Origin of the sequence: Arthrobacter sp. NPDC093125 (assembly GCF_044754225.1) — a bacterium.
Classification (GTDB): Bacteria; Actinomycetota; Actinomycetes; order Actinomycetales; family Micrococcaceae; genus Arthrobacter.
Genome location: NZ_JBIVOQ010000004.1, coordinates 245,169 through 263,205, shown reverse-complemented (window position 1 = coordinate 263,205; position 18,037 = coordinate 245,169). Strand labels below are relative to the sequence as shown.

The following is an 18,037-nucleotide window of genomic DNA, read 5'->3' as shown; positions in this document are numbered from 1 at the left end:
CGGGTTTTCGTGTTGCCTGTGTTCCCCGTGAATACTCCAGTTCGACGTGAATCCTCCAGGAGATCCAGCCATGAGCCCCACCGGCCAGCCCAGCAAAGGCCAGTCCCTTAGCGGCCTGCGACGCGCCCTTGCCGCAGACAAGACTTTTGCCCGCGTGCAGGCGGAGGCGTCCCGGAGCTTCGGCGTCCGCAGCGAGGACTACCAGATCAGCGCCCCCGCTGGCCTGCGCGCGGTGCTGCTGGCGGAAATGGCGGAAGGGCTGGAGAACGCCGACGGCGGTCCGGGCATTGTGCTCGCCGTGACGGCCACCGGCCGTGAGGCCGAGGATCTCGCCGCCGCGTTGCGCGCCTACCTGCCCGCCGACGCCGTGGCGGAGTTCCCGAGCTGGGAGACTTTGCCGCACGAGCGGCTGTCGCCGCGTTCGGACACCGTGGGGCGGCGGCTCTCGGTGCTGCGCCGGCTGGCGCATCCGGAGACCACGACGGCGGGACCCCTGCGGGTGGTGGTGGCTCCGGTGCGCGCCGTGGTCCAGCCGATTGTGGCCGGCCTGGGCGAGCTTGTACCGGTCACGTTGAAGGTGGGCCAGGACGCGCCCTTCAACGATGTGATCCGCAGCCTCGCCGACGCCGCCTACGCCCGGGTGGACATGGTGACGCACCGAGGCGAGTTTGCCGTCCGCGGCGGCATCCTGGACGTCTTCCCACCCACCGAAGACCACCCCATCCGGGTGGAGTTCTTCGGCGACGAAGTGGACCAGATGCGCTGGTTCGCCGTCGCCGACCAGCGCTCGCTGTCCTCGCCCGGGCTTCACCACCCCACGGAGCTGCATGCGCCGCCGTGCCGTGAAGTCCTCATCACGCCGTCGGTGATGTCCCGGGCAGCAACCCTTAAATCGCAGCTTCCGGCAGCGGCAGACATGCTGGAGAAGATCGCCGGTGGCATCGCCGTGGAAGGCATGGAGTCGCTCGCGCCGGTGCTCGTTGACGCCATGGTGCCCTTCATGGAGCAGCTGCCCGCGGGATCCATCTCCGTGGTGATCGAACCGGAAAAGGTCCGCACCCGCGCCCACGATCTCGCAGCCACCAACGAGGAGTTCCTGGAAGCAGCCTGGTCGACGGCCTCGGACGGCGGCACTGCGCCTCTGGCGCTGGACACAGTTTTGGGTTCCCGGGCCTCGGCGGCCCTCCATTCGGCCAGTTTCCGGTCACTGACCGAAACCCGCTCCGCGGCCCTCGAGCATGGAGTGTCCTGGTGGTCCATCACCTCACTGGCAACGGACGAAGAGCTGACGGACATAGACGTGCTCAACCTGCACGCCCGTGAGCCCCGCGGCTACCAGGGCGACGTCGCGGAGATGATGGATTTCATTGGCTCCCATGTGCGGGACCAGTGGCGGATCGTGGTGGCCACGGAAGGCCCCGGTCCGGCGCAGCGCCTTGCCGAGCTGTTCCACGACGCCGACATCCCCTGCGCACGCGTGGAGTCGCTGGACCACGAGCCCCAGGCGGGCATCATCGAGGTGACCACTGCCGCCGTCGGACGCGGTTTCGTCCTGGACGGACTGAAGCTTGGCCTGCTCACGGAAGCGGATCTGCTCGGACGGACGTCGGCGGCCTCCACCAAGGACATGCGCCGCATGCCGTCCAAGCGGCGGAACGCGGTGGACCCGCTGCAGCTGCTGGCCGGGGACCATGTGGTGCACGAACAGCACGGCATCGGCAGGTTCGTGGAACTGATCCAGCGCAAGGTCGCCGGGGGAGGGGACGGCGTGCGCGAGTACCTCGTGCTGGAGTACGCGCCGTCCAAGCGCGGGGCGCCCGGTGACAGGCTGTTCGTTCCCACCGACCAGCTGGACCAGGTAACACGCTACGTGGGCGGTGATGCGCCGGTCCTCAGCAAGATGGGCGGCGCCGACTGGGCCAGCACCAAATCCAAGGCCCGCAAGGCCGTTAAGGAGATCGCCGGCGAACTCATCCGGCTGTACTCCGCGCGGATGGCCTCCCGCGGGCATGCCTTCGGCCCCGACAGCCCGTGGCAGCGCGAACTGGAGGAAGCCTTCCCGTACGTCGAGACCCCGGACCAGCTGACCACGATCAACGAGGTCAAAGCGGACATGGAGCGGGAAATCCCCATGGACCGGCTGGTCTCCGGCGACGTCGGTTACGGCAAGACGGAAATCGCCGTCCGTGCAGCGTTCAAGGCCGTGCAGGACGGCAAGCAGGTGGCCGTCCTCGTGCCCACCACCCTGCTGGCGCAGCAGCACTACGAGACCTTCACCGAGCGGTTCTCCGGCTTCCCGCTCAGTGTGAAGCCGCTGTCCCGCTTCCAAAGCTTGAAGGAGGCCAAGGAAACAGCGGAGGGCGTGAAGAACGGGACCGTGGATGTTGTCATCGGCACCCACAGGCTCCTCTCGAAGGACTTTGGCTTCAAGGACCTGGGACTCGTGATTGTGGACGAGGAGCAGCGCTTTGGCGTGGAACACAAGGAAGCGCTCAAGAAGATGCGCACCAACGTGGACGTCCTCGCCATGAGCGCCACTCCTATTCCCCGTACGCTGGAAATGTCCCTGACCGGCATCCGCGAAACCTCCACCCTGGCCACGCCCCCGGAAGAGCGGCACCCGGTCCTGACATACGTGGGGCCGTACACGGACAAGCAGACCTCCGCGGCGATCCGCCGCGAACTGATGCGTGAGGGCCAGGTCTTCCTTGTGCACAACCGCGTCTCCACCATCGAGCGCACGGCAGCCAAGATCCGGGAACTCGTCCCTGAGGCGCGGGTGGAGGTGGCCCACGGCAGGATGTCCGAGAACCGCCTGGAGCAGATCATCGTGGACTTCTGGGAGCGGCGCTTCGACGTGCTCGTGTGCACCACCATCATCGAGACCGGCCTGGACATCTCCAACGCCAACACCCTGATCGTGGACGGCGCGGACAAGTACGGCCTGTCACAGCTGCACCAGCTCCGCGGCCGTGTGGGACGCGGACGCGAGCGGGCCTATGCCTACTTCCTGTATCCCTCCGAGAAGCCCCTGGGTGAAGTGGCCCTGGAGCGGCTCAAGGCCGTAGCCACCCACAACGAGCTCGGCGCGGGCATGCAGCTGGCCATGAAGGACCTGGAAATCCGCGGCGCGGGCAACCTGCTCGGCGGCGAACAGTCCGGCCACATCCAGGGTGTCGGCTTCGACCTCTACATCCGCCTGGTGGGCGAAGCCGTGGCGGACTACCGCGGCGAGGCCGAGGAAAAGGCCGCCGAAATGAAGATCGAGCTGCCGGTCAACGCCCACCTGCCGCACGACTACGTTCCCGGTGAGCGGCTCCGGCTGGAGGCTTACCGCAAGCTGGCCGCTGCGCTCACCAACGAGGCGATCGACGAGGTCCTCGCAGAACTCGTGGACCGCTACGGCGAGCCGCCGCTGCCGGCGCAGAACCTCGTGGCGGTTGCACGGTTCCGGGTGGGCGCGCGCGAAGCCGGCCTGTCCGACGTCGCCCTGCAGGGAAACTTCATCAGGTTCTCTCCCGCGCAGCTCCCGGAGTCCAAGACCATGCGGCTGAACCGCATGTATCCCGGCGCCCAGTCCAAGCCTGCCTTGGACGCCGTGCTCATCCCGAAGCCGAAGACAGCCAGAGTCGGCGGCCGGGACCTCCAGGACGCAGAGATCCTGGAATGGGCCAACGGAGTGATCCGCAACATCTTCTCCGACGCCCCGCTTGCCGCACCGGCAATGGGCGGCTGACCCCGTGATGGGAGGACACCACGCCGCGTCAGGTGCCGCGGCGTGGGTGGCTGTTGTCTCGACGGGGCCCTACGCGTTTGGCTGGTATCCGCTGGACGCCACCGGAGTGCTGATCGGCGGCATGGCGACGGCGGGAACCGCCTTGGTATGCGACTGGGACCACCGCTCGAGCACCATCGCGCACTCGCTGCCGCCGCTGTCCAATGCCATTGCGCGGGGCATCGAGAACGCCAGCGGTGGGCACCGCCAGGGCACGCATTCCGTCCTGGGGGCGGCGTTCTTCGTCGTGCTCGCCGCGATGGCCGGCCAGATCCAGCTGCAGACAGACTGGGGCCTGCTGTCCGTGGGCGCCGGGCTGCTGTGCATGTTCATGATCAACATCGCCGCCAAGGCGCTGAAGCTGTTTCCCAAGTCAGGCTTCATCAGCAACTGGATCTTCGCCCTGGCCATGGCAGGGCTCGTGACGTGGTTCGCCCCCGACCAGTGGACCTGGCTCCCGGTGTCCATGCTGATCGGCGTCGTGGTCCACATCGTCGGGGACCTCGTCACCACAGGCGGTGTCCCGCTGCTGTGGCCGCTGGTCATCAAGCCGCCGAAGGTGCTGCGGCGGCTGCCGGTGCTGAAAAACGTGTGGCGCCCGAACGGTGCCCTGTCCATTCCGCTTCTTGGACGGGCGGGCTCGCGGCGGGAGTGGCTGGTGCTCATCCCGGTGAGCGCATACGCCATGGTGGGCATGAGCCTCGCGGCCTGGGCGCTGGCAGGCACGCACTATCCCGCCGCCCTTGCGCTCCTGGGGCGGCGCGCCGGCGCACTGCCGGGCGTGCCCTGACACGAGGCTAAAAAAGGGCTGCAGCCCCCGGGACGTTCCGGGGGCTGCAGCCCTTTAAAACGGTTAGCGGCTCGGTGTGGCCGGCAGGCTCAGTGCTCGCCGGCGGAGTCCGAGCGGCCCGTGATGGTCTGCGGGATCCAGTAGGCGAGGGCGAACAGGCCAAGGCACACAGCCATCGGCCACGGGTTGTCCAGCGTCAGGAAGGTCAGCGAGTAAATGGCTCCCAGGAACAGGGCCATCATCACTACGAACAGGAAAACGCTGGTGACCAGGCTGTTCTCGTTCTGGGGTGTCTGAACCTGCGCGTCGATCTTGCTGGACATTCATTCCTCCTCGGCCCCCGGGGGGCTCAAACTGTGGCTGCCGCCGGCGGATCAGTAGCCGGACGAACCCTGTTCGCCCTTGACGATCGCAATTCCGGAGCTGGCACCAATACGTGTTGCACCTGCAGCAATCATAGCCTGAGCATCAGCCAGCGAACGCACGCCGCCGGACGCCTTCACACCCAGGGCCGGACCCACGGTGCGCCGCATCAGGGCAATGTCATCAGCCGTTGCGCCTCCGCCGTTGAATCCGGTGGACGTCTTGACGAAGTCCGCTCCGGCCTCCACCGCCGCCTCGCACGCCAGGATTTTCTGGTCATCACTGAGCAGGGCGGTCTCGATGATGACCTTCAGGATCGCTTCGCCGCCGTGGACTGCCTCGGCTACCGCCTTGATGTCGTCCACGAGGGCGCCCTTGTCCGAGGCGCGGGCATCGGCGATGTTGATGACCATGTCCACCTCGTCCGCCCCGTCCAGCACAGCGCCGCGCGCCTCGAACGCCTTGACGTCGCTGGGAGTGGCTCCCAGCGGGAACCCGACCACGGAGCACGTCAGCACGCCGGTGCCCTTGAGCGCCTTCTTGACGGTCTTCACCCAGACAGGGTTCACGCAGACCGACTTGAACTTGTACTCCGCAGCCTCGGCACATACCTTGAGGATCTCGGCCTCGCTGGCTTCCGGCTTCAGCAGCGTGTGGTCGATGTAGGACGCGATGGTGGACGGTGCAGCGCCGGCAGGGTTCCCTGTGGGGCTCGTTGCGGTGCCCGCTCCCGGGCTGGCTTCGTTGCTCATGCTGGTCCTTTCCACGGGCCTTGGAGGCCGCACGCGCCGCGGGTGTCGCGGCTCCCTGAGTGACCATCTTGCCACAGCCCGCAGCGCTTGCCTGGCGGCTACCAGCGGCTATGCGGCGGCAGCCGGCCGGTAGTCGGGAACCGTTGCCATCAGCCCGGCAGCGCAGACTCCCGCAGCGGCTCCGGAGGCCACAAGCAGTCCGAGCCTCACGCCGTCAAGGGTTGCCGCGTCGCCGATTGCCCAGATGCCGGGAACTGACGTCCGGAAATCCTGGCTGACAACAATCCCTCCCGTGGCGGCGGTCGGCAGCCCGGCGGTGGCAGCCAGATCGTCCCGCGATACCCGCTCCTCCGCGAGGACTACCAGGTCGGCGCTCATGCTGCTGCCGTCCTCGAAAATCACCGCGGAAGCCATCAGGCCGGAAACTGACTTACCGGGCACGACGGCGGCAGGGCGGGCCGTGGTGCGGATGGGAGGAACGCCCCTGGCTCGCAGGACCGCCTCCGCCTGGCCGGCGGCTGCGCCGTTGCCCACCAGGATTCCCAGCGGGCGCCTGCCCAAGACCCTGGTAACTTCGCTGACGGCTTCGGCAATCCGCGCGGCATCGTCAATGGTGGAGTAGCTCAGGCACTGGGCGGCGCCCTCCACTGGGTTCGCGACAGGAGCGGATCCCGTAGCAATCACCAGCTCGTCGTAGGCAAACTCCATGCCGTCGGCTGTGGCCACGGTGCGGTTGTGGGCGTCGATGTGGCTGGCCGGCTGGCCGAAGCGGACGGAGACCTGGGGGAGCAGGGCCAACTCCAGCAATTCCTCCGGTGCGTCATCCCGGTTGCTCAGGACCGTGATGCTGCCGGCGAAGCGGGCGCCGTCCAACTGCCGGACGAGGGCCTGGGCGGCCGGGCCGGCGCCGGCGATGACAATGCGGGGAGCAGAAGAGGTGGAGGTTGCCGGAGCGGACATGTGCTGGCCCTTTCGCTGGCGGCCGCGGAACGGCCGGAAACTTCATGATGGAACCCAGCGTAGGTGTCCGGTTTTTCCGGGGTGTTTCCCGCCCGTTGCCGATTTGTCCCCGCGTGTTCGCTGCCCTTTACCGCCCGGTAACAGAAGCCACCGCATCCGGACAAGAACAGGGTGTTAGACGCGGATCCGGTAGCCGCGCTTGACCACAGTCTCCACAAGCCGCCCGTCCGGCAGCGAGGACCGCAGGCGGCTCACCGTCATGTCCAGGGCATGCACCGATCCGCGCAACTCGAGAAGCTCCGCCAGAGACTCCCGCGACAGCACAGCTCCGCCGGCACCGAGGAGGGCGCGGAGGAGCAGCAGCGGAGCCGGCGCGACCTCCACTGGTTCGCCGTCGATCCGCAGCGAGCGGCCGCGCAGTTCCACGGTTCCGGAGCGCGTCTCGAGGCGGCGCACGTGGTTCAGCGCCAGATGTTCGCACACCAGGCGGATCAGCGCGCCCATCCGGAAACGCTCCGGAACCAGGGGAGTGATCCCGGCGTCGAGCAGCGGCTGGGCGGTCACAGGACCCACGACGGCGGTGGTGACCGTGGTCTTGAGGCATTCCACCAGCTGCCTGTACAGGCCCATTTCATGCGCAGTGCTCCACATGGCATCCACGGCCGGGGCGCTGGTGAAAGTCAGGACGTCGAGGTTGCCGCTGCAGGCAGCCTCGATCAGGCGGGGGAGGCGGTCCGCGCCGTCGGGCTTCACCCAGCGGTACGGGGTGACTGTCAGGACGGTGGCGCCGGACATCCGCAGACGCTCCAACTGGCGGACGTCCGTGTACCCGTGCAGCTGCACGGCCACAGTCTTCCCGCGCACGCCTTCCTGGAGCAGCATGTCCACGAGCGTGGCGGTGGTTTCGTCGCTGCTGATTCCGACGTCGGCCAGGCCGGCCGCGCGCACTGCGCCTCGGGCTTTGGGTCCCCGGACGAACATCCTGCAGGAAGCCAAGGTGTCGAGCAGCTCCTCCCCGATCCCGGAGGCGTCCGCCGCTTCGCACCAGCGGCGCATGCCGTAGGCGGTGGTGGCGATGCAGAGGTCCGGCTTGGCGGCGATGATCGCCTTGGTGTCCTCGATGAGGCTGACGTCCTCGTTGACCGGGGCGATCTTGAGCGCGGGGGCGTGCAGCACCTCGGCGCCGCGGCGTTCGAGGGCCTCGATCAGGTCCCGGGAGCGGCGGTGTGAGGTGACGCCGATCCGGAAACCTTCGAGCGGAGCTTCGGTGCCCTCCGGGGCAGCGGCTTCCTGCGGTTCAATTCCGGCGGGGCCTGTGGCTGGGGGAGCAATGGTGTTCAAAGCGGTCATAACCTTCACGATTCCAGCAGGGAGGCCGCCAGGCGGTCAAGATCGGCGGCGGCCTCGGCATGCCCGCGGTTGGCTTCAGCCACCCGCACCACCTCACCGATCACCAGGACGGCGGGGTTGCTGCAGCCGGCAGCGGCAGAGGCAATGGTCCCAAGCTCCGCGATGGTGGTGCGCTGGCCTGGACGGTATCCGCGCTCCACCACGGCCATGGGCATGTCCGCGCGCATGCCGGCGCGGCGGAGGCCGGCGGCGAGGTGGTGCAGTGTGCCGATTCCCATAAGGACCACGATAGTGCCGCCCAGCCCGGCCAGGTGCGTGAGTTCCTGCTCGGTCAGCGGTGCGTGGCCGGAGACCACGGTGAACATGTGGCTGACCTCGCGGTGCGTCACCGGGATCCCGGCAGCCGCCGGCACCGAGATGGCACTCGTGACTCCGGAGATCACGCGGACGGGAACGCCGGCCGCCACGCAGGAGGCGACTTCCTCGCCGCCGCGGCCGAAGACGTAGGGGTCCCCGCCCTTGAGGCGGACCACGTTATTGCCGGCGAGGGCGCTTTCCACCATGAGCTTTTCGATGTCGCCCTGGCTGACCTTGTGGTGGCCAGGCTTCTTGCCCACATCCACCAGCTCGGCTGAGGTCAGGGAAGGGAGCTCCTGGTACGGGGCCAGCCGGTCGTAGAAGACGACGTCGGCGTCCCGCAGGGCGTTGACAGCCGCCACGGTCAGAAGTTCGGTGGTGCCCGGGCCGCCGCCGACCAGCGTCACCTGTCCGGCGGGTCCGGCGGCAGGTTCTGCGGATACGGGAATGCCGGTTGCGCGGCACCGCTCGAGCAGGCCCTCCCACCCGGGCTGGCCGTCGTTGACCGCGGCGACGAGGAACGGGCGCTCGGGCAGGGGGCCGTCGTGCCCGGCGCCGTGCGGCGTGCTGAGGCGGTAGACGACCGCGCCGGCCGCCTCGTAGCGGCGGACCGCCTGGCGGGCAGCAGAGTCCGAACCTGTGATCAGAACTTCCCGGCCGGTGAGATCAATGCTGAGCTGCATGCTTATACCTCGTTCTCATCGCGGGGCCTCATGGGGATGGATGCCCCGATCAGCACTGGTTCCTCTTTGGCACGTGCTTTTTCCTCAGCCGTGGCAGGACGCATCTGGCCGCGCTCGTCGGGGACGAAAGTGATGGAATCGTCCTTCTGGTCGGGGGCGTTCACGAAGGAGCGGAACCGGCGCAGGCGCTCGGGGTCCTTCAGGGTGTCCGCCCACTCGTCCTCGTACGTGTCAACGTGCTTGGCCATGGCCGCCTCGAGCTCTTCGGCGATGCCAAGGGTGTCGTTCACTACAACATCCTCGACGTGCTTGATGCCGCCGTCGAGTTCCTCCTGCCAGCGCGCGGTGCGCTGCAGGCGGTCCGCTGTGCGGATGTAGTACATGAAGTAACGGTCGATGTACCTGATCAGCGTCTCGTCATCAAGGTCCTTGGCCAGCAGCTGGGCGTGGGCCGGCGTGGCACCGCCGTTGCCGCCGACGTACAGGTTCCAGCCGTCCGCGGTGGCGATTACGCCGACGTCCTTGCCGCGGGCCTCGGCGCATTCGCGGGCACAGCCGGAGACGCCCATCTTGAGCTTGTGCGGGCTGCGAAGTCCGCGGTAGCGCAGTTCCAGCTGGATGGCCATGGCCACCGAGTCCTGGACGCCGAAGCGGCACCAGGTGGAGCCGACGCAGGACTTCACTGTACGGAGGCTCTTGCCGTAGGCCTGGCCGGATTCGAATCCGGCGTCTACCAGTTCCTTCCAGATTTCCGGCAGCTGCTCCAGCCGGGCGCCGAACATGTCGATGCGCTGGCCGCCGGTGATCTTGGTGTAGAGGTTGTACTTCTCGGCCACGGCGGCGATGACGCCGAGCTTCTTGGGGGTGATCTCGCCGCCGGCGATGCGGGGGACCACCGAGTAAGTTCCGTCCTTCTGCATGTTGGCCAAGGCGCGGTCGTTGGTGTCCTGCAGGGTGCCGCGGCCGGCGTCCAGGACGTAGGCGCTGTTCTGGCTGGCCAGGATGTTGGCGATGGTCGGCTTGCAGATGTCGCAGCCTGCGCCCGTGCCGTACTTGGCCATGATTTCTTCGAAGGACGTCAGTTCCAGGACGCGGATGGCGTCGAACAGTTCCTGGCGGGACAGTTCGATGTGCTCACAGAGGGCCTTGGAGACCTCGACGCCGGACTTCGTCAGTTCGGTCTCGAGCAGCTTCTTCAGCATCGGCACGCACGAACCGCAGCTGGTGCCGGCGCGGGTGCAGCCCTTGAGCTCGCCGAGTTCCTGGACGGGGGCGTTGCCGTCGCAGGCCCCGCAGCCGTTGACGGTGTCGCGGATGGTTCCGGCGGACACGTTGTTGCAGGAACACAGGATGGCGTCGTCCGGGAGGTCGGTTTCTGGGGCGTCGCCGCCGCCGGCGGCGGTGAGGTAGGCACCCGGCTCGGCCGGAAGCTCGCGGCCCAGGAGCGGGCGGAGGCTGGTGTACGGGGTGGCGTCGCCGACGAAGATGCCGCCGAGCAGGGTCTTGGCATCGTCGGTGGTGACGATCTTCTGGTAAACGCCGCGGGCGGGGTCTGCGTAGACGATTTCGAGGGCGTGATCGGTCTTGGCGAACGCGTCACCAAAGCTGGCCACGTCAACGCCCGACAGCTTCAGCTTCGTGGCGGTGTCGAAGCCGGGGAACGTTGCCTCACCGCCGTGCAGGCGGTCTGCCACGATTTCGGCCATGGTGTTGGCCGGGGCTACCAGGCCCAGGCACATGCCACCGAAGTTCGCGACTTCACCGATGGCCCAGATGCCCGGTACCTGGGTGGAGCAGTCATCGTTGATGACTACGCCGCCGCGGGGGCCAAGATCAAACAGGGACTCCTCGCCCTCGGCGGCGCGGAAGAGTTCATCACGGGGCTTCACGCCGATGGCCACAATGACAAGGTCAGCCGGGATGGTGCGGCCGTCGGCCATCAGCACGCCGGTGACCTGGCCGTCGTCGTCCGCGAGGATCTCTGACGGGAACACGCCGCCGTGGACCTCGAAGCCCTTGGATTCGATCAGGCGGCCCAATGCCTGGCCGGCGCCCTCATCGAGCTGGGTGTTCATGAGCCACGGTGCGCCGTTGATGACCACCGGGGTGGCTCCGAGCTGCTCGGTGCCGGCTGCTGATTCCAGACCCAGCAGGCCGCCACCGATGGTGACGGCGTTGATCTTGCGGCCGAGCTTCCCGGTGAGCTCGGCGATGGACTTGTTGATTGCCCAGACGTCTTCGAGCGTGCGGTAGACATGCACGTGCTCGGCGCCGGGAATGGGGAGCCTGGCGGCGTCGGAGCCGGTGGCCACGACGAGCTCGTCGTATTCAAAGCGGTTGCCGGCAGCGGTCTCAACGGCCTTGGCGGCGATGTCGATCTTCACCACGCGCTCGCCGGTCTTAAGTGTGAGGGCTTCGTGGTCCCACATGGCCGCGGCGCCGAGCGTGAGGTCAACGTCGCTGTCCGTGAGGGCCTTGCTCAGGGCGACCCGGTCGTAGGGCAGGTGCGCTTCTTCCGTAAGTACGGTTACTTGCCAGCCTTCGAGGCCACGGGCATGCATTGCGTCTGCAAAACGGTGGGCAGCCGGGCCGCCGCCGGCGACGACGATGCGGCGCGGTGTCTCTGTGCTTGAAGTCTGTCCGGTCACTTAGGGGCCTTTCGCATGGGCCGCAGACGGTGCTCTGCAGCTTGTCCATCCAGACTAGGCAGGGGCAGTTTCGCTTCAGTTTCCCCTTTGTTTCGTGAACTTAACTTCTGCATCACGAACACGTTTCGGGTCAGGTGAGGTGTCTTTTACGTTCCGGACACAATGACTGCACGACTTTGAAACACCCGGAATCTAGGTTGAATATACCGCCGCACCGGCGGCTGAAGCAGGCGAAAGACGCCTCGCGGAAACCGGCCTTCCGCCGGACAGCAGGCACAGGGAGAGGAGCCGACATGACGGCAACACTGGAACTTGAGGATCTGACTACCGGGTACGCCACCGGCTGGCACCGGGTCTGCGCCGTGAATGAACTCGAACCCGCCTGGGGCGAAGCAGCACTCGTCGCCGGCCGCCAGGTGGCATTGTTCCGTACTGCGGCCGGTGAGGTTTTCGCGGTCGCCCAGGAAGACCCGGCAACAGGCGCCATGGTCATGGCACGCGGCATCCTCGGATCCCGCGGCGCCCGCCCCACCATTGCCTCGCCCCTTCACAAGGAGGTCTACGACCTTGAGACGGGTGAGTGCTTCGGGAACCCGGGGCTGCGCCTTCCCACCTTCACCACCCGCGTCGACGAGGGCTACATCGAGATTGAGCTGTAAAGCCCGGCTTTAGAGCCCCAGCGCCTCGCGGACGTCACTCAGGACCTGGTCCAGCGCGGCACGGGCGGCTGTCCGCGCGTCCGGCAGTTCCGCTGCCGAACCAACGCTGCGGATGACCTCGAGGTAGCATTTGAGCTTGGGCTCCGTGCCGCTTGGTCGGATGATCACGCGGGTCAGGTCGCGGGTGACGTAGAGGAGTCCGTCCGTCGGGGGCAGGTCAGCGCTGCCTTCGGCGAGATCGATGAATGACTCCACCGCGGAACCGCCGAAGGACTCCGGGGGGCTGACGCGGAGCCGGTTCATCATGGCGTCCAGCAGGCCAAGGTCCGCCACCCGTATGCTCAGCTGGTCGCTCGCGTGCAGCCCGTGAACCAGGTACAGCTCATCCAGGGGGTCGAAGATCGTCTTGCCGTCCGCCTTCGCGGCCGCGGCAAGTTCGGCGATCAGGACGGCTGCCGATATGCCGTCCTTGTCGCGGACCAGGTCCGGGGCCACGCAATAGCCGAGCGCCTCCTCGTACCCATACAGGAGGCCCGGCACGCGCGAGATCCACTTGAACCCTGTCAGGGTTTCCTCGTGCGCATACCCGGCAGCGGCTGCGATGCGGGACAGCAGCCGTGAGGAAACAATCGAATTGGCGAACACGCCGTCGTGGGTTTCTTCGTTGGCAGCGGCGAGCCGGGCCACCACATGGGCGCCCAGCAGGGCACCCACTTCGTCGCCGCGCAGCATGCGCCAGGCACCAGTGTCCGGGTCCTTGGCGGCGACGGCGGCGCGGTCGGCGTCGGGGTCATTCGCCAGGACGATGTCCGCGCCGGCCTCACCGGCCGCCGCGAGGGCGAGATCGAGGGCGCCGGGTTCCTCCGGGTTGGGGAAGCTGACCGTGGGAAAGTCCGGGTCCGGCACCGCCTGCTCGCTAACCAGCGTGACGTCGGTGAAGCCTGCGGATTTCAGAACGGCCACGGCGGTGTCTCCGCCCACCCCGTGCATGGGCGTGAGGACGATCTTGAGATCCCGGGCCGGGAAAAGCCCCTCGTTGGCAAGTCCCGCGACGGCGGCCTCGTACTCCGCGGTGATGCCCGGCTCCAGCACCGTCCAGCCGTCCTCGGCCAGCCCGATGGAATCAAGCGGCCCCACCTTGTCAATCTCGGCAGCGATCAGGGCATCGTAGGGCGCTACGATCTGGGCGCCGCGGCCGCTTTCATCCACCGCATGGCGGCCAAGATACACCTTGTAGCCGTTGTCCTGCGGCGGGTTGTGGCTGGCTGTGACCATCACTCCGCCGTCGCACTCGAGCGCCCGCACGGCATACGCCAGCAGCGGGGTGGGCAGTGCCGCCGGCATCAGGAACGTCTCGAAGCCCGCTGCGGTGAAGATGGCGGCGGACTCGCGGGCGAAGATGTCGGAGTTGTAGCGGGCGTCAAAGCCAACGACGGCGCGTGGCCGGGTTCCGGGTGAGGTCTTCCCGACGGCGTCGGCCAGGAACCGTGCGAAGCCGGCCGCTGCCCGGCGGACAACCACGCGGTTCATCCGGTTGGGCCCGGGGCCGAGGACCGCACGGAGCCCGGCGGTGCCGAACTGCAGCGGTCCGCTGAAGCTGTCCTGCAGCTGCTGGCGGGCTGCCGGCGTGCCGGCCTCCGCGAGCGCAATAAGTTCGTTCAGGGCCGAGGACGTGGCGGGATCCGGGTCCATGTCCGCCCAGGAGCGGGCGGCCCTGAGCAGCTGGGAGTCGGCATGCAGCTGGAAGTCGGCATCGGAAGACGTCATAGGTACCAAACTATCGTCAAAGCGGGCGGCGGCGGACGGGCAGGATCAGAGCCGGGCGATGATTTCCGCGAGCAGCTTGGAGATGCGCGGCGCGGCGGCGTGCCCGGCCTCCAGTACCTCCTCGTGACTGAGCGGGACCGGGCTGATGCCTGCCGCGAGGTTGGTCACGAGCGAGATGCCGAAGACCTCCATGCCGGCGTGTCGCGCTGCGATGGCTTCCAGTGCGGTGGACATGCCCACAAGCTCGGCGCCAATGCGCTTGGCGTACTGCACCTCAGCGGGGGTTTCGTAGTGCGGGCCGGTGAACTGCGCGTAGACGCCTTCATCGAGCGAAGCGTCCACCTCACGGGCGATGCTGCGGATCCGGGCGGAGTACAAGTCGGTCAGGTCCACGAATGTGGCGCCTTCCAGCGGTGAGGTGGCGGTGAGGTTGATGTGGTCCTTGATCAGGACCGGCGTCCCGGGCGCCCAGTTTTCGTTCAGTCCGCCGCAGCCGTTGGTGACCACGAGGGTGCTGCAGCCGGCGGCCGCAGCTGTCCGCACACCGTGCACCACGGCGCGGACGCCCTTGCCCTCGTAGTAGTGCGTGCGGGCCCCAAGGACCAGCGCGCGCTTTCCTTCCCTGGTCAGCACCGAACGGATGGTGCCCACGTGGCCTTCCACGGCAGGAGGCGAGAAACCCGGCACTTCGGAGGCCAGCAACGTGGCCGTGGTCTCGCCGATCAGGTTGGCGGCCTCGCCCCAGCCGGAGCCGAGCACCAGGGCGATGTCGTGCGATTCGACACCGGTCTCCGCTGCGATGTAGTCGGCGGCGGTGCGGGCTGCCTCGAAGGGATCGATGGTCAGGAATTCTGTATTACTCACTGGTACAAGCTATCGTGCGGCGGGACGCCTGCGCAGCAGAAATACGGCAGGAAGACCGGGGTCCTGCCATGGGGGCGGCAGCCGGGGTTGTTGGTGGTGCGGCAGGCTTTGCGGGAGAATGGTTGATTGTGACTATGCATCCTGATTTCAGCGCACCCCGAATCGCAATCCTCGGCGGAGGCCCGGGCGGGTACGAAGCCGCCATGGTTGCCGCCTCCCTGGGGGCGAAGGTCACCATCATCGAGCGCGCCGGCCTCGGCGGATCCGCCGTGCTGACCGACGTCGTGCCGTCCAAGACGCTGATCGCGACGTCGGACCTGATGACCCGCGTCGGTGAGGCGGGGGACCTGGGCGTGAAGTTCGACGTCGACGGCGGCGACTTCGTGCCGGTGATGCGCGCCGACCTCAAGCACATCAATGACCGCCTGCTGGGCCTCGCACGCCAGCAGTCCCGCGACATCCAGGCCGGCCTGGAACACCAGAACGTCCGCATCCTGGCCGGCTCAGGCAAGCTGCTGGACAACCAGACCATCGAGGTCCTGACGGCCGAGGGCACGGAAACTATCGAAGCGGACGCCATCCTGCTGACCGTCGGCGCGCACCCCCGCGAGCTGCCGACCGCGAGGCCCGACGGTGAGCGGATCCTCAACTGGGCGCAGATATACAACCTGGACGAGCTGCCGGAAGAGCTCATCGTGGTGGGTTCCGGTGTGACCGGCGCCGAGTTCGCCTCCGCCTACAACGGCCTGGGCTCGAAGGTCACGCTGATCTCCAGCCGCGACCGGGTGCTTCCCGGCTCCGACACCGACGCCGCCGAGGTGTTGGAAGAGGTCTTCGAGCGCCGCGGCGTGACAGTCCTGTCCCGGTCGCGCGCCGAGACGGTGGAGCGCACCGGCGACGGCGTCGTGGTAACCCTCGGTGACGGTTCCAAGGTCACCGGCAGCCACTGCCTGGTCTGCGTCGGGTCCATCCCCAACACTGCCGGGATCGGCCTTGAAGAGGCAGGCGTTGCACTTACCGAGAGCGGACACATCAAGGTCGACGGCGTCTCGCGCACCACCGCACCGAACATCTATGCGGCAGGCGACTGCACCGGCGTCCTCGCGCTGGCCTCCGTCGCCGCCATGCAGGGCCGCATCGCCATTGCGCACATCATCGGCGACAGTGTCACCCCGATCAAGCTGCACCAGGTGGCCTCTAACATCTTCACCTCGCCCGAGATCGCCTCGGTGGGCGTTTCGGAAGCGGAGATCGAGTCGGGCAAGTATCAGGGCGACATCATCAAGCTCTCCCTGAAGAGCAATGCCCGCGCCAAGATGCGCAACGTCAAGGATGGCTTCGTCAAGATCTTCGCCCGCAAGGGGTCGGGCACCGTGATCGGCGGTGTGGTGGTAGGACCCAACGCCTCCGAGCTGATCTTCGCCATTTCCATCGCGGTGAAGCAGAAGCTGCACGTCGACGACGTCGCCAGCACCTTCACGGTCTACCCGTCCCTCAGCGGTTCGATCTCCGAAGCAGCACGCCGCCTTCACGTTCATATGTAGCGGCCTTCCTCCTGGGAGCGGCGGGGGACTCCCAGAAGGAAGCGCCTTTGATGCCGGCAGCTGAGGGGTCGAACACGGGGTCGAGTCCCTGCTTCTTCTGGCGTTCATAGTCGCGCAGCGCGCGGACAGCCACCGGGCAGAGGAAGGCGATGGCCACCATGTTGAACCATGCCATCAGGCCGTACCCGATGTCACCGAGCGCCCACACGGCTTCGGTGCTCTGCACGGTGCCGAAGTAAACCGACAGCAGGATCACGGCCTTCACTATAAGTGCCAGTTTTCCGCGCGAGGTGCCGGTGAGGTAAACAATGTTCGTCACGCCGTAGTAGAAGTACGACAGGATGGACGTGAAGGCAAAGAAGAAAATCGCGACGGCGATAATGCCTCCGCCGATGTTGGATCCGGGAAGGATTGTGTCGACGGCCCGCTGCGTGAACTCTGCGCCCGCTTCCACTCCCGGCAGGTTCTCCACGAGTGGACCCCGGCCCTGGGGCAGCACGTTGTAGGCGCCGGTGGTCAGGATCATCACGCCGGTCGCTGTGCAGACCATCACGGTGTCGATGTACACGGAAAACGACTGGACCAGGCCCTGCTTCACGGGGTGGGAGACCGACGCGGCCGCGCCGGCGAAGCCACCCTCGCCGACACCCGCGACGTTCGAGTACAGGGAGCGGCGGACGCCCCAGGAGACTGCCGCACCGATCAGGCCACCAAAGACGGCATCAACACCGAACGCTGACGCCAGGACCAGCCGGATGACCTCAGGAATGGCCTGGAAGTTGAAGATCAGGACGACGACGGCAAGAAGGATGTAGACGGCCGCCATCGCGGGGACAACCTTTTCGGCGAAGGCCGCGATGCGGCGGGTGCCGCCGAAGACGACGAAGCCGGTAAGGGCAACCAGAATCAGGCCGGAGATCCACGTCGGGATGCCGAAAGCCGTGTCGAGCGAAGTCACGATGGTCGAGGACTGCACTCCAGGGATCAGCAGCGAGTAGCACAGCACCGCCACGACGGCGACGGTGGCGGCGAGCCATTTGAGACCGAGGCCTTTCTCGATGTACCAGGGAATGCCGCCGCGGAACTCACCTTCGGCCTTCACTTTATAGATCTGTCCGAGCGTGGCCTCGACGAAGGCGCTGGAAGCCGTGATGACGGCCGTGGCGATCATCCAGAAGAGGGCGCCGGGCCCGCCGAAGGCGATGGCCGTGGCCACACCGGCAATGTTTCCCACCCCGACGCGTCCTCCCAGGGCCATGGCGAACGCCTGGAAGGAGGAGGTGCCGGTGTCCGAGCTGGCTCGTGCAAAGAGGCACCGGATCATTTCGGGAAGGTGCCGGATCTGCACGGCACGTGTCGCGATGCTGAACGCCAGCCCGGTGCCGAGCGCAACGTAGACCAGGGGATTCCAGATGAGTTCGTAAATGCTGCCGAGAATTTCCATGTGCTGATGCTCCGTCAAAGTGAAGAGACGTCAGTCTCTTTGGAGTGGCGTCCTCTTGTTCGTCCGGCGCTGGGCCTCCAT

Annotated in this window: 13 protein-coding genes; 4 read left to right on the top strand and 9 right to left on the bottom strand. The window is 67.1% G+C overall.

Going from position 1 to position 18,037, the window contains the following annotated elements; translation table 11 throughout:
• Positions 1-70 precede the first annotated feature (70 nt).
• Positions 71-3,736 (top strand): transcription-repair coupling factor, encoded by a 3,666-nt coding sequence (mfd, locus tag ACIP9X_RS10855; RefSeq protein ID WP_400479740.1) that lies wholly within the window; start codon positions 71-73, stop codon positions 3,734-3,736.
• 7 nt (positions 3,737-3,743) lie between these two features.
• Positions 3,744-4,565: a metal-dependent hydrolase gene (locus ACIP9X_RS10850; RefSeq protein ID WP_400479883.1), complete on the top strand. Its 822-nt coding sequence runs from the start codon at positions 3,744-3,746 to the stop codon at positions 4,563-4,565.
• Between the two features lie 89 nt (positions 4,566-4,654).
• Here ACIP9X_RS10850 and ACIP9X_RS10845 read toward each other — a convergent pair whose 3' ends face one another.
• The 6 genes from ACIP9X_RS10845 to nirB form a co-directional block, all read right to left on the bottom strand.
• Positions 4,655-4,888 carry a hypothetical protein gene (locus tag ACIP9X_RS10845; protein ID WP_400479739.1) on the bottom strand — a complete coding sequence of 78 codons (234 nt, stop codon included), beginning with the start codon at positions 4,886-4,888 and terminating at the stop codon, positions 4,655-4,657.
• 51 nt (positions 4,889-4,939) lie between these two features.
• Entirely contained in the window at positions 4,940-5,680 is a 741-nt protein-coding gene (gene deoC / locus ACIP9X_RS10840) for a deoxyribose-phosphate aldolase (protein ID WP_400479738.1), read from the bottom strand.
• A 108-nt stretch (positions 5,681-5,788) separates the two neighbouring features.
• Positions 5,789-6,640, bottom strand: coding sequence for an FAD-dependent oxidoreductase (locus ACIP9X_RS10835; RefSeq protein ID WP_400479737.1), 852 nt, complete (start codon positions 6,638-6,640; stop codon positions 5,789-5,791).
• A gap of 174 nt (positions 6,641-6,814) precedes the next feature.
• Positions 6,815-7,990, bottom strand: coding sequence for a uroporphyrinogen-III synthase (locus tag ACIP9X_RS10830; RefSeq protein ID WP_400479736.1), 1,176 nt, complete (start codon positions 7,988-7,990; stop codon positions 6,815-6,817).
• A gap of 5 nt (positions 7,991-7,995) precedes the next feature.
• Positions 7,996-9,030: a uroporphyrinogen-III C-methyltransferase gene (cobA, locus tag ACIP9X_RS10825; protein ID WP_400479735.1), complete on the bottom strand. Its 1,035-nt coding sequence runs from the start codon at positions 9,028-9,030 to the stop codon at positions 7,996-7,998.
• Positions 9,031-9,032: 2 nt separating this feature from the next.
• The gene (gene nirB / locus ACIP9X_RS10820) at positions 9,033-11,678 is read right to left on the bottom strand and encodes a nitrite reductase large subunit NirB (protein WP_400479734.1); all 2,646 of its coding nucleotides are present in this window, start codon (positions 11,676-11,678) and stop codon (positions 9,033-9,035) included.
• Positions 11,679-11,971: 293 nt separating this feature from the next.
• Between nirB and nirD the strand changes: the two genes are divergently transcribed.
• Positions 11,972-12,337, top strand: coding sequence for a nitrite reductase small subunit NirD (nirD, locus tag ACIP9X_RS10815; RefSeq protein ID WP_400479733.1), 366 nt, complete (start codon positions 11,972-11,974; stop codon positions 12,335-12,337).
• Positions 12,338-12,346: 9 nt separating this feature from the next.
• On the opposite strand, the gene ACIP9X_RS10810 is transcribed toward nirD, so the two are convergent.
• Positions 12,347-14,104 carry a phospho-sugar mutase gene (locus ACIP9X_RS10810; protein ID WP_400479732.1) on the bottom strand — a complete coding sequence of 586 codons (1,758 nt, stop codon included), beginning with the start codon at positions 14,102-14,104 and terminating at the stop codon, positions 12,347-12,349.
• Between the two features lie 45 nt (positions 14,105-14,149).
• Complete coding sequence (locus tag ACIP9X_RS10805) at positions 14,150-14,968, bottom strand: purine-nucleoside phosphorylase (RefSeq protein ID WP_400479731.1); 819 nt, start codon at positions 14,966-14,968, stop codon at positions 14,150-14,152.
• A 128-nt stretch (positions 14,969-15,096) separates the two neighbouring features.
• Between ACIP9X_RS10805 and ACIP9X_RS10800 the strand changes: the two genes are divergently transcribed.
• Positions 15,097-16,512 (top strand): NAD(P)H-quinone dehydrogenase, encoded by a 1,416-nt coding sequence (locus ACIP9X_RS10800; protein ID WP_400479730.1) that lies wholly within the window; start codon positions 15,097-15,099, stop codon positions 16,510-16,512.
• On the opposite strand, the gene ACIP9X_RS10795 is transcribed toward ACIP9X_RS10800, so the two are convergent.
• Positions 16,463-17,956: an alanine/glycine:cation symporter family protein gene (locus tag ACIP9X_RS10795; RefSeq protein WP_400479729.1), complete on the bottom strand. Its 1,494-nt coding sequence runs from the start codon at positions 17,954-17,956 to the stop codon at positions 16,463-16,465. The genes ACIP9X_RS10800 and ACIP9X_RS10795 overlap by 50 nt on opposite strands.
• Positions 17,957-18,037 lie beyond the last annotated feature (81 nt).

Bases quoted from the DNA above. Each gene is read 5' to 3' on its own strand.
- mfd (WP_400479740.1), top strand. From the start codon at position 71: ATGAGCCCCACCGGCCAGCCCAGCAAAGGCCAGTCCCTTAGCGGCCTG.
- ACIP9X_RS10850 (WP_400479883.1), top strand. From the start codon at position 3,744: ATGGGAGGACACCACGCCGCGTCAGGTGCCGCGGCGTGGGTGGCTGTT.
- ACIP9X_RS10845 (WP_400479739.1), bottom strand. From the start codon at position 4,888: ATGTCCAGCAAGATCGACGCGCAGGTTCAGACACCCCAGAACGAGAAC.
- deoC (WP_400479738.1), bottom strand. From the start codon at position 5,680: ATGAGCAACGAAGCCAGCCCGGGAGCGGGCACCGCAACGAGCCCCACA.
- ACIP9X_RS10835 (WP_400479737.1), bottom strand. From the start codon at position 6,640: ATGTCCGCTCCGGCAACCTCCACCTCTTCTGCTCCCCGCATTGTCATC.
- ACIP9X_RS10830 (WP_400479736.1), bottom strand. From the start codon at position 7,990: ATGACCGCTTTGAACACCATTGCTCCCCCAGCCACAGGCCCCGCCGGA.
- cobA (WP_400479735.1), bottom strand. From the start codon at position 9,030: ATGCAGCTCAGCATTGATCTCACCGGCCGGGAAGTTCTGATCACAGGT.
- nirD (WP_400479733.1), top strand. From the start codon at position 11,972: ATGACGGCAACACTGGAACTTGAGGATCTGACTACCGGGTACGCCACC.
- ACIP9X_RS10810 (WP_400479732.1), bottom strand. From the start codon at position 14,104: ATGACGTCTTCCGATGCCGACTTCCAGCTGCATGCCGACTCCCAGCTG.
- ACIP9X_RS10795 (WP_400479729.1), bottom strand. From the start codon at position 17,956: ATGGAAATTCTCGGCAGCATTTACGAACTCATCTGGAATCCCCTGGTC.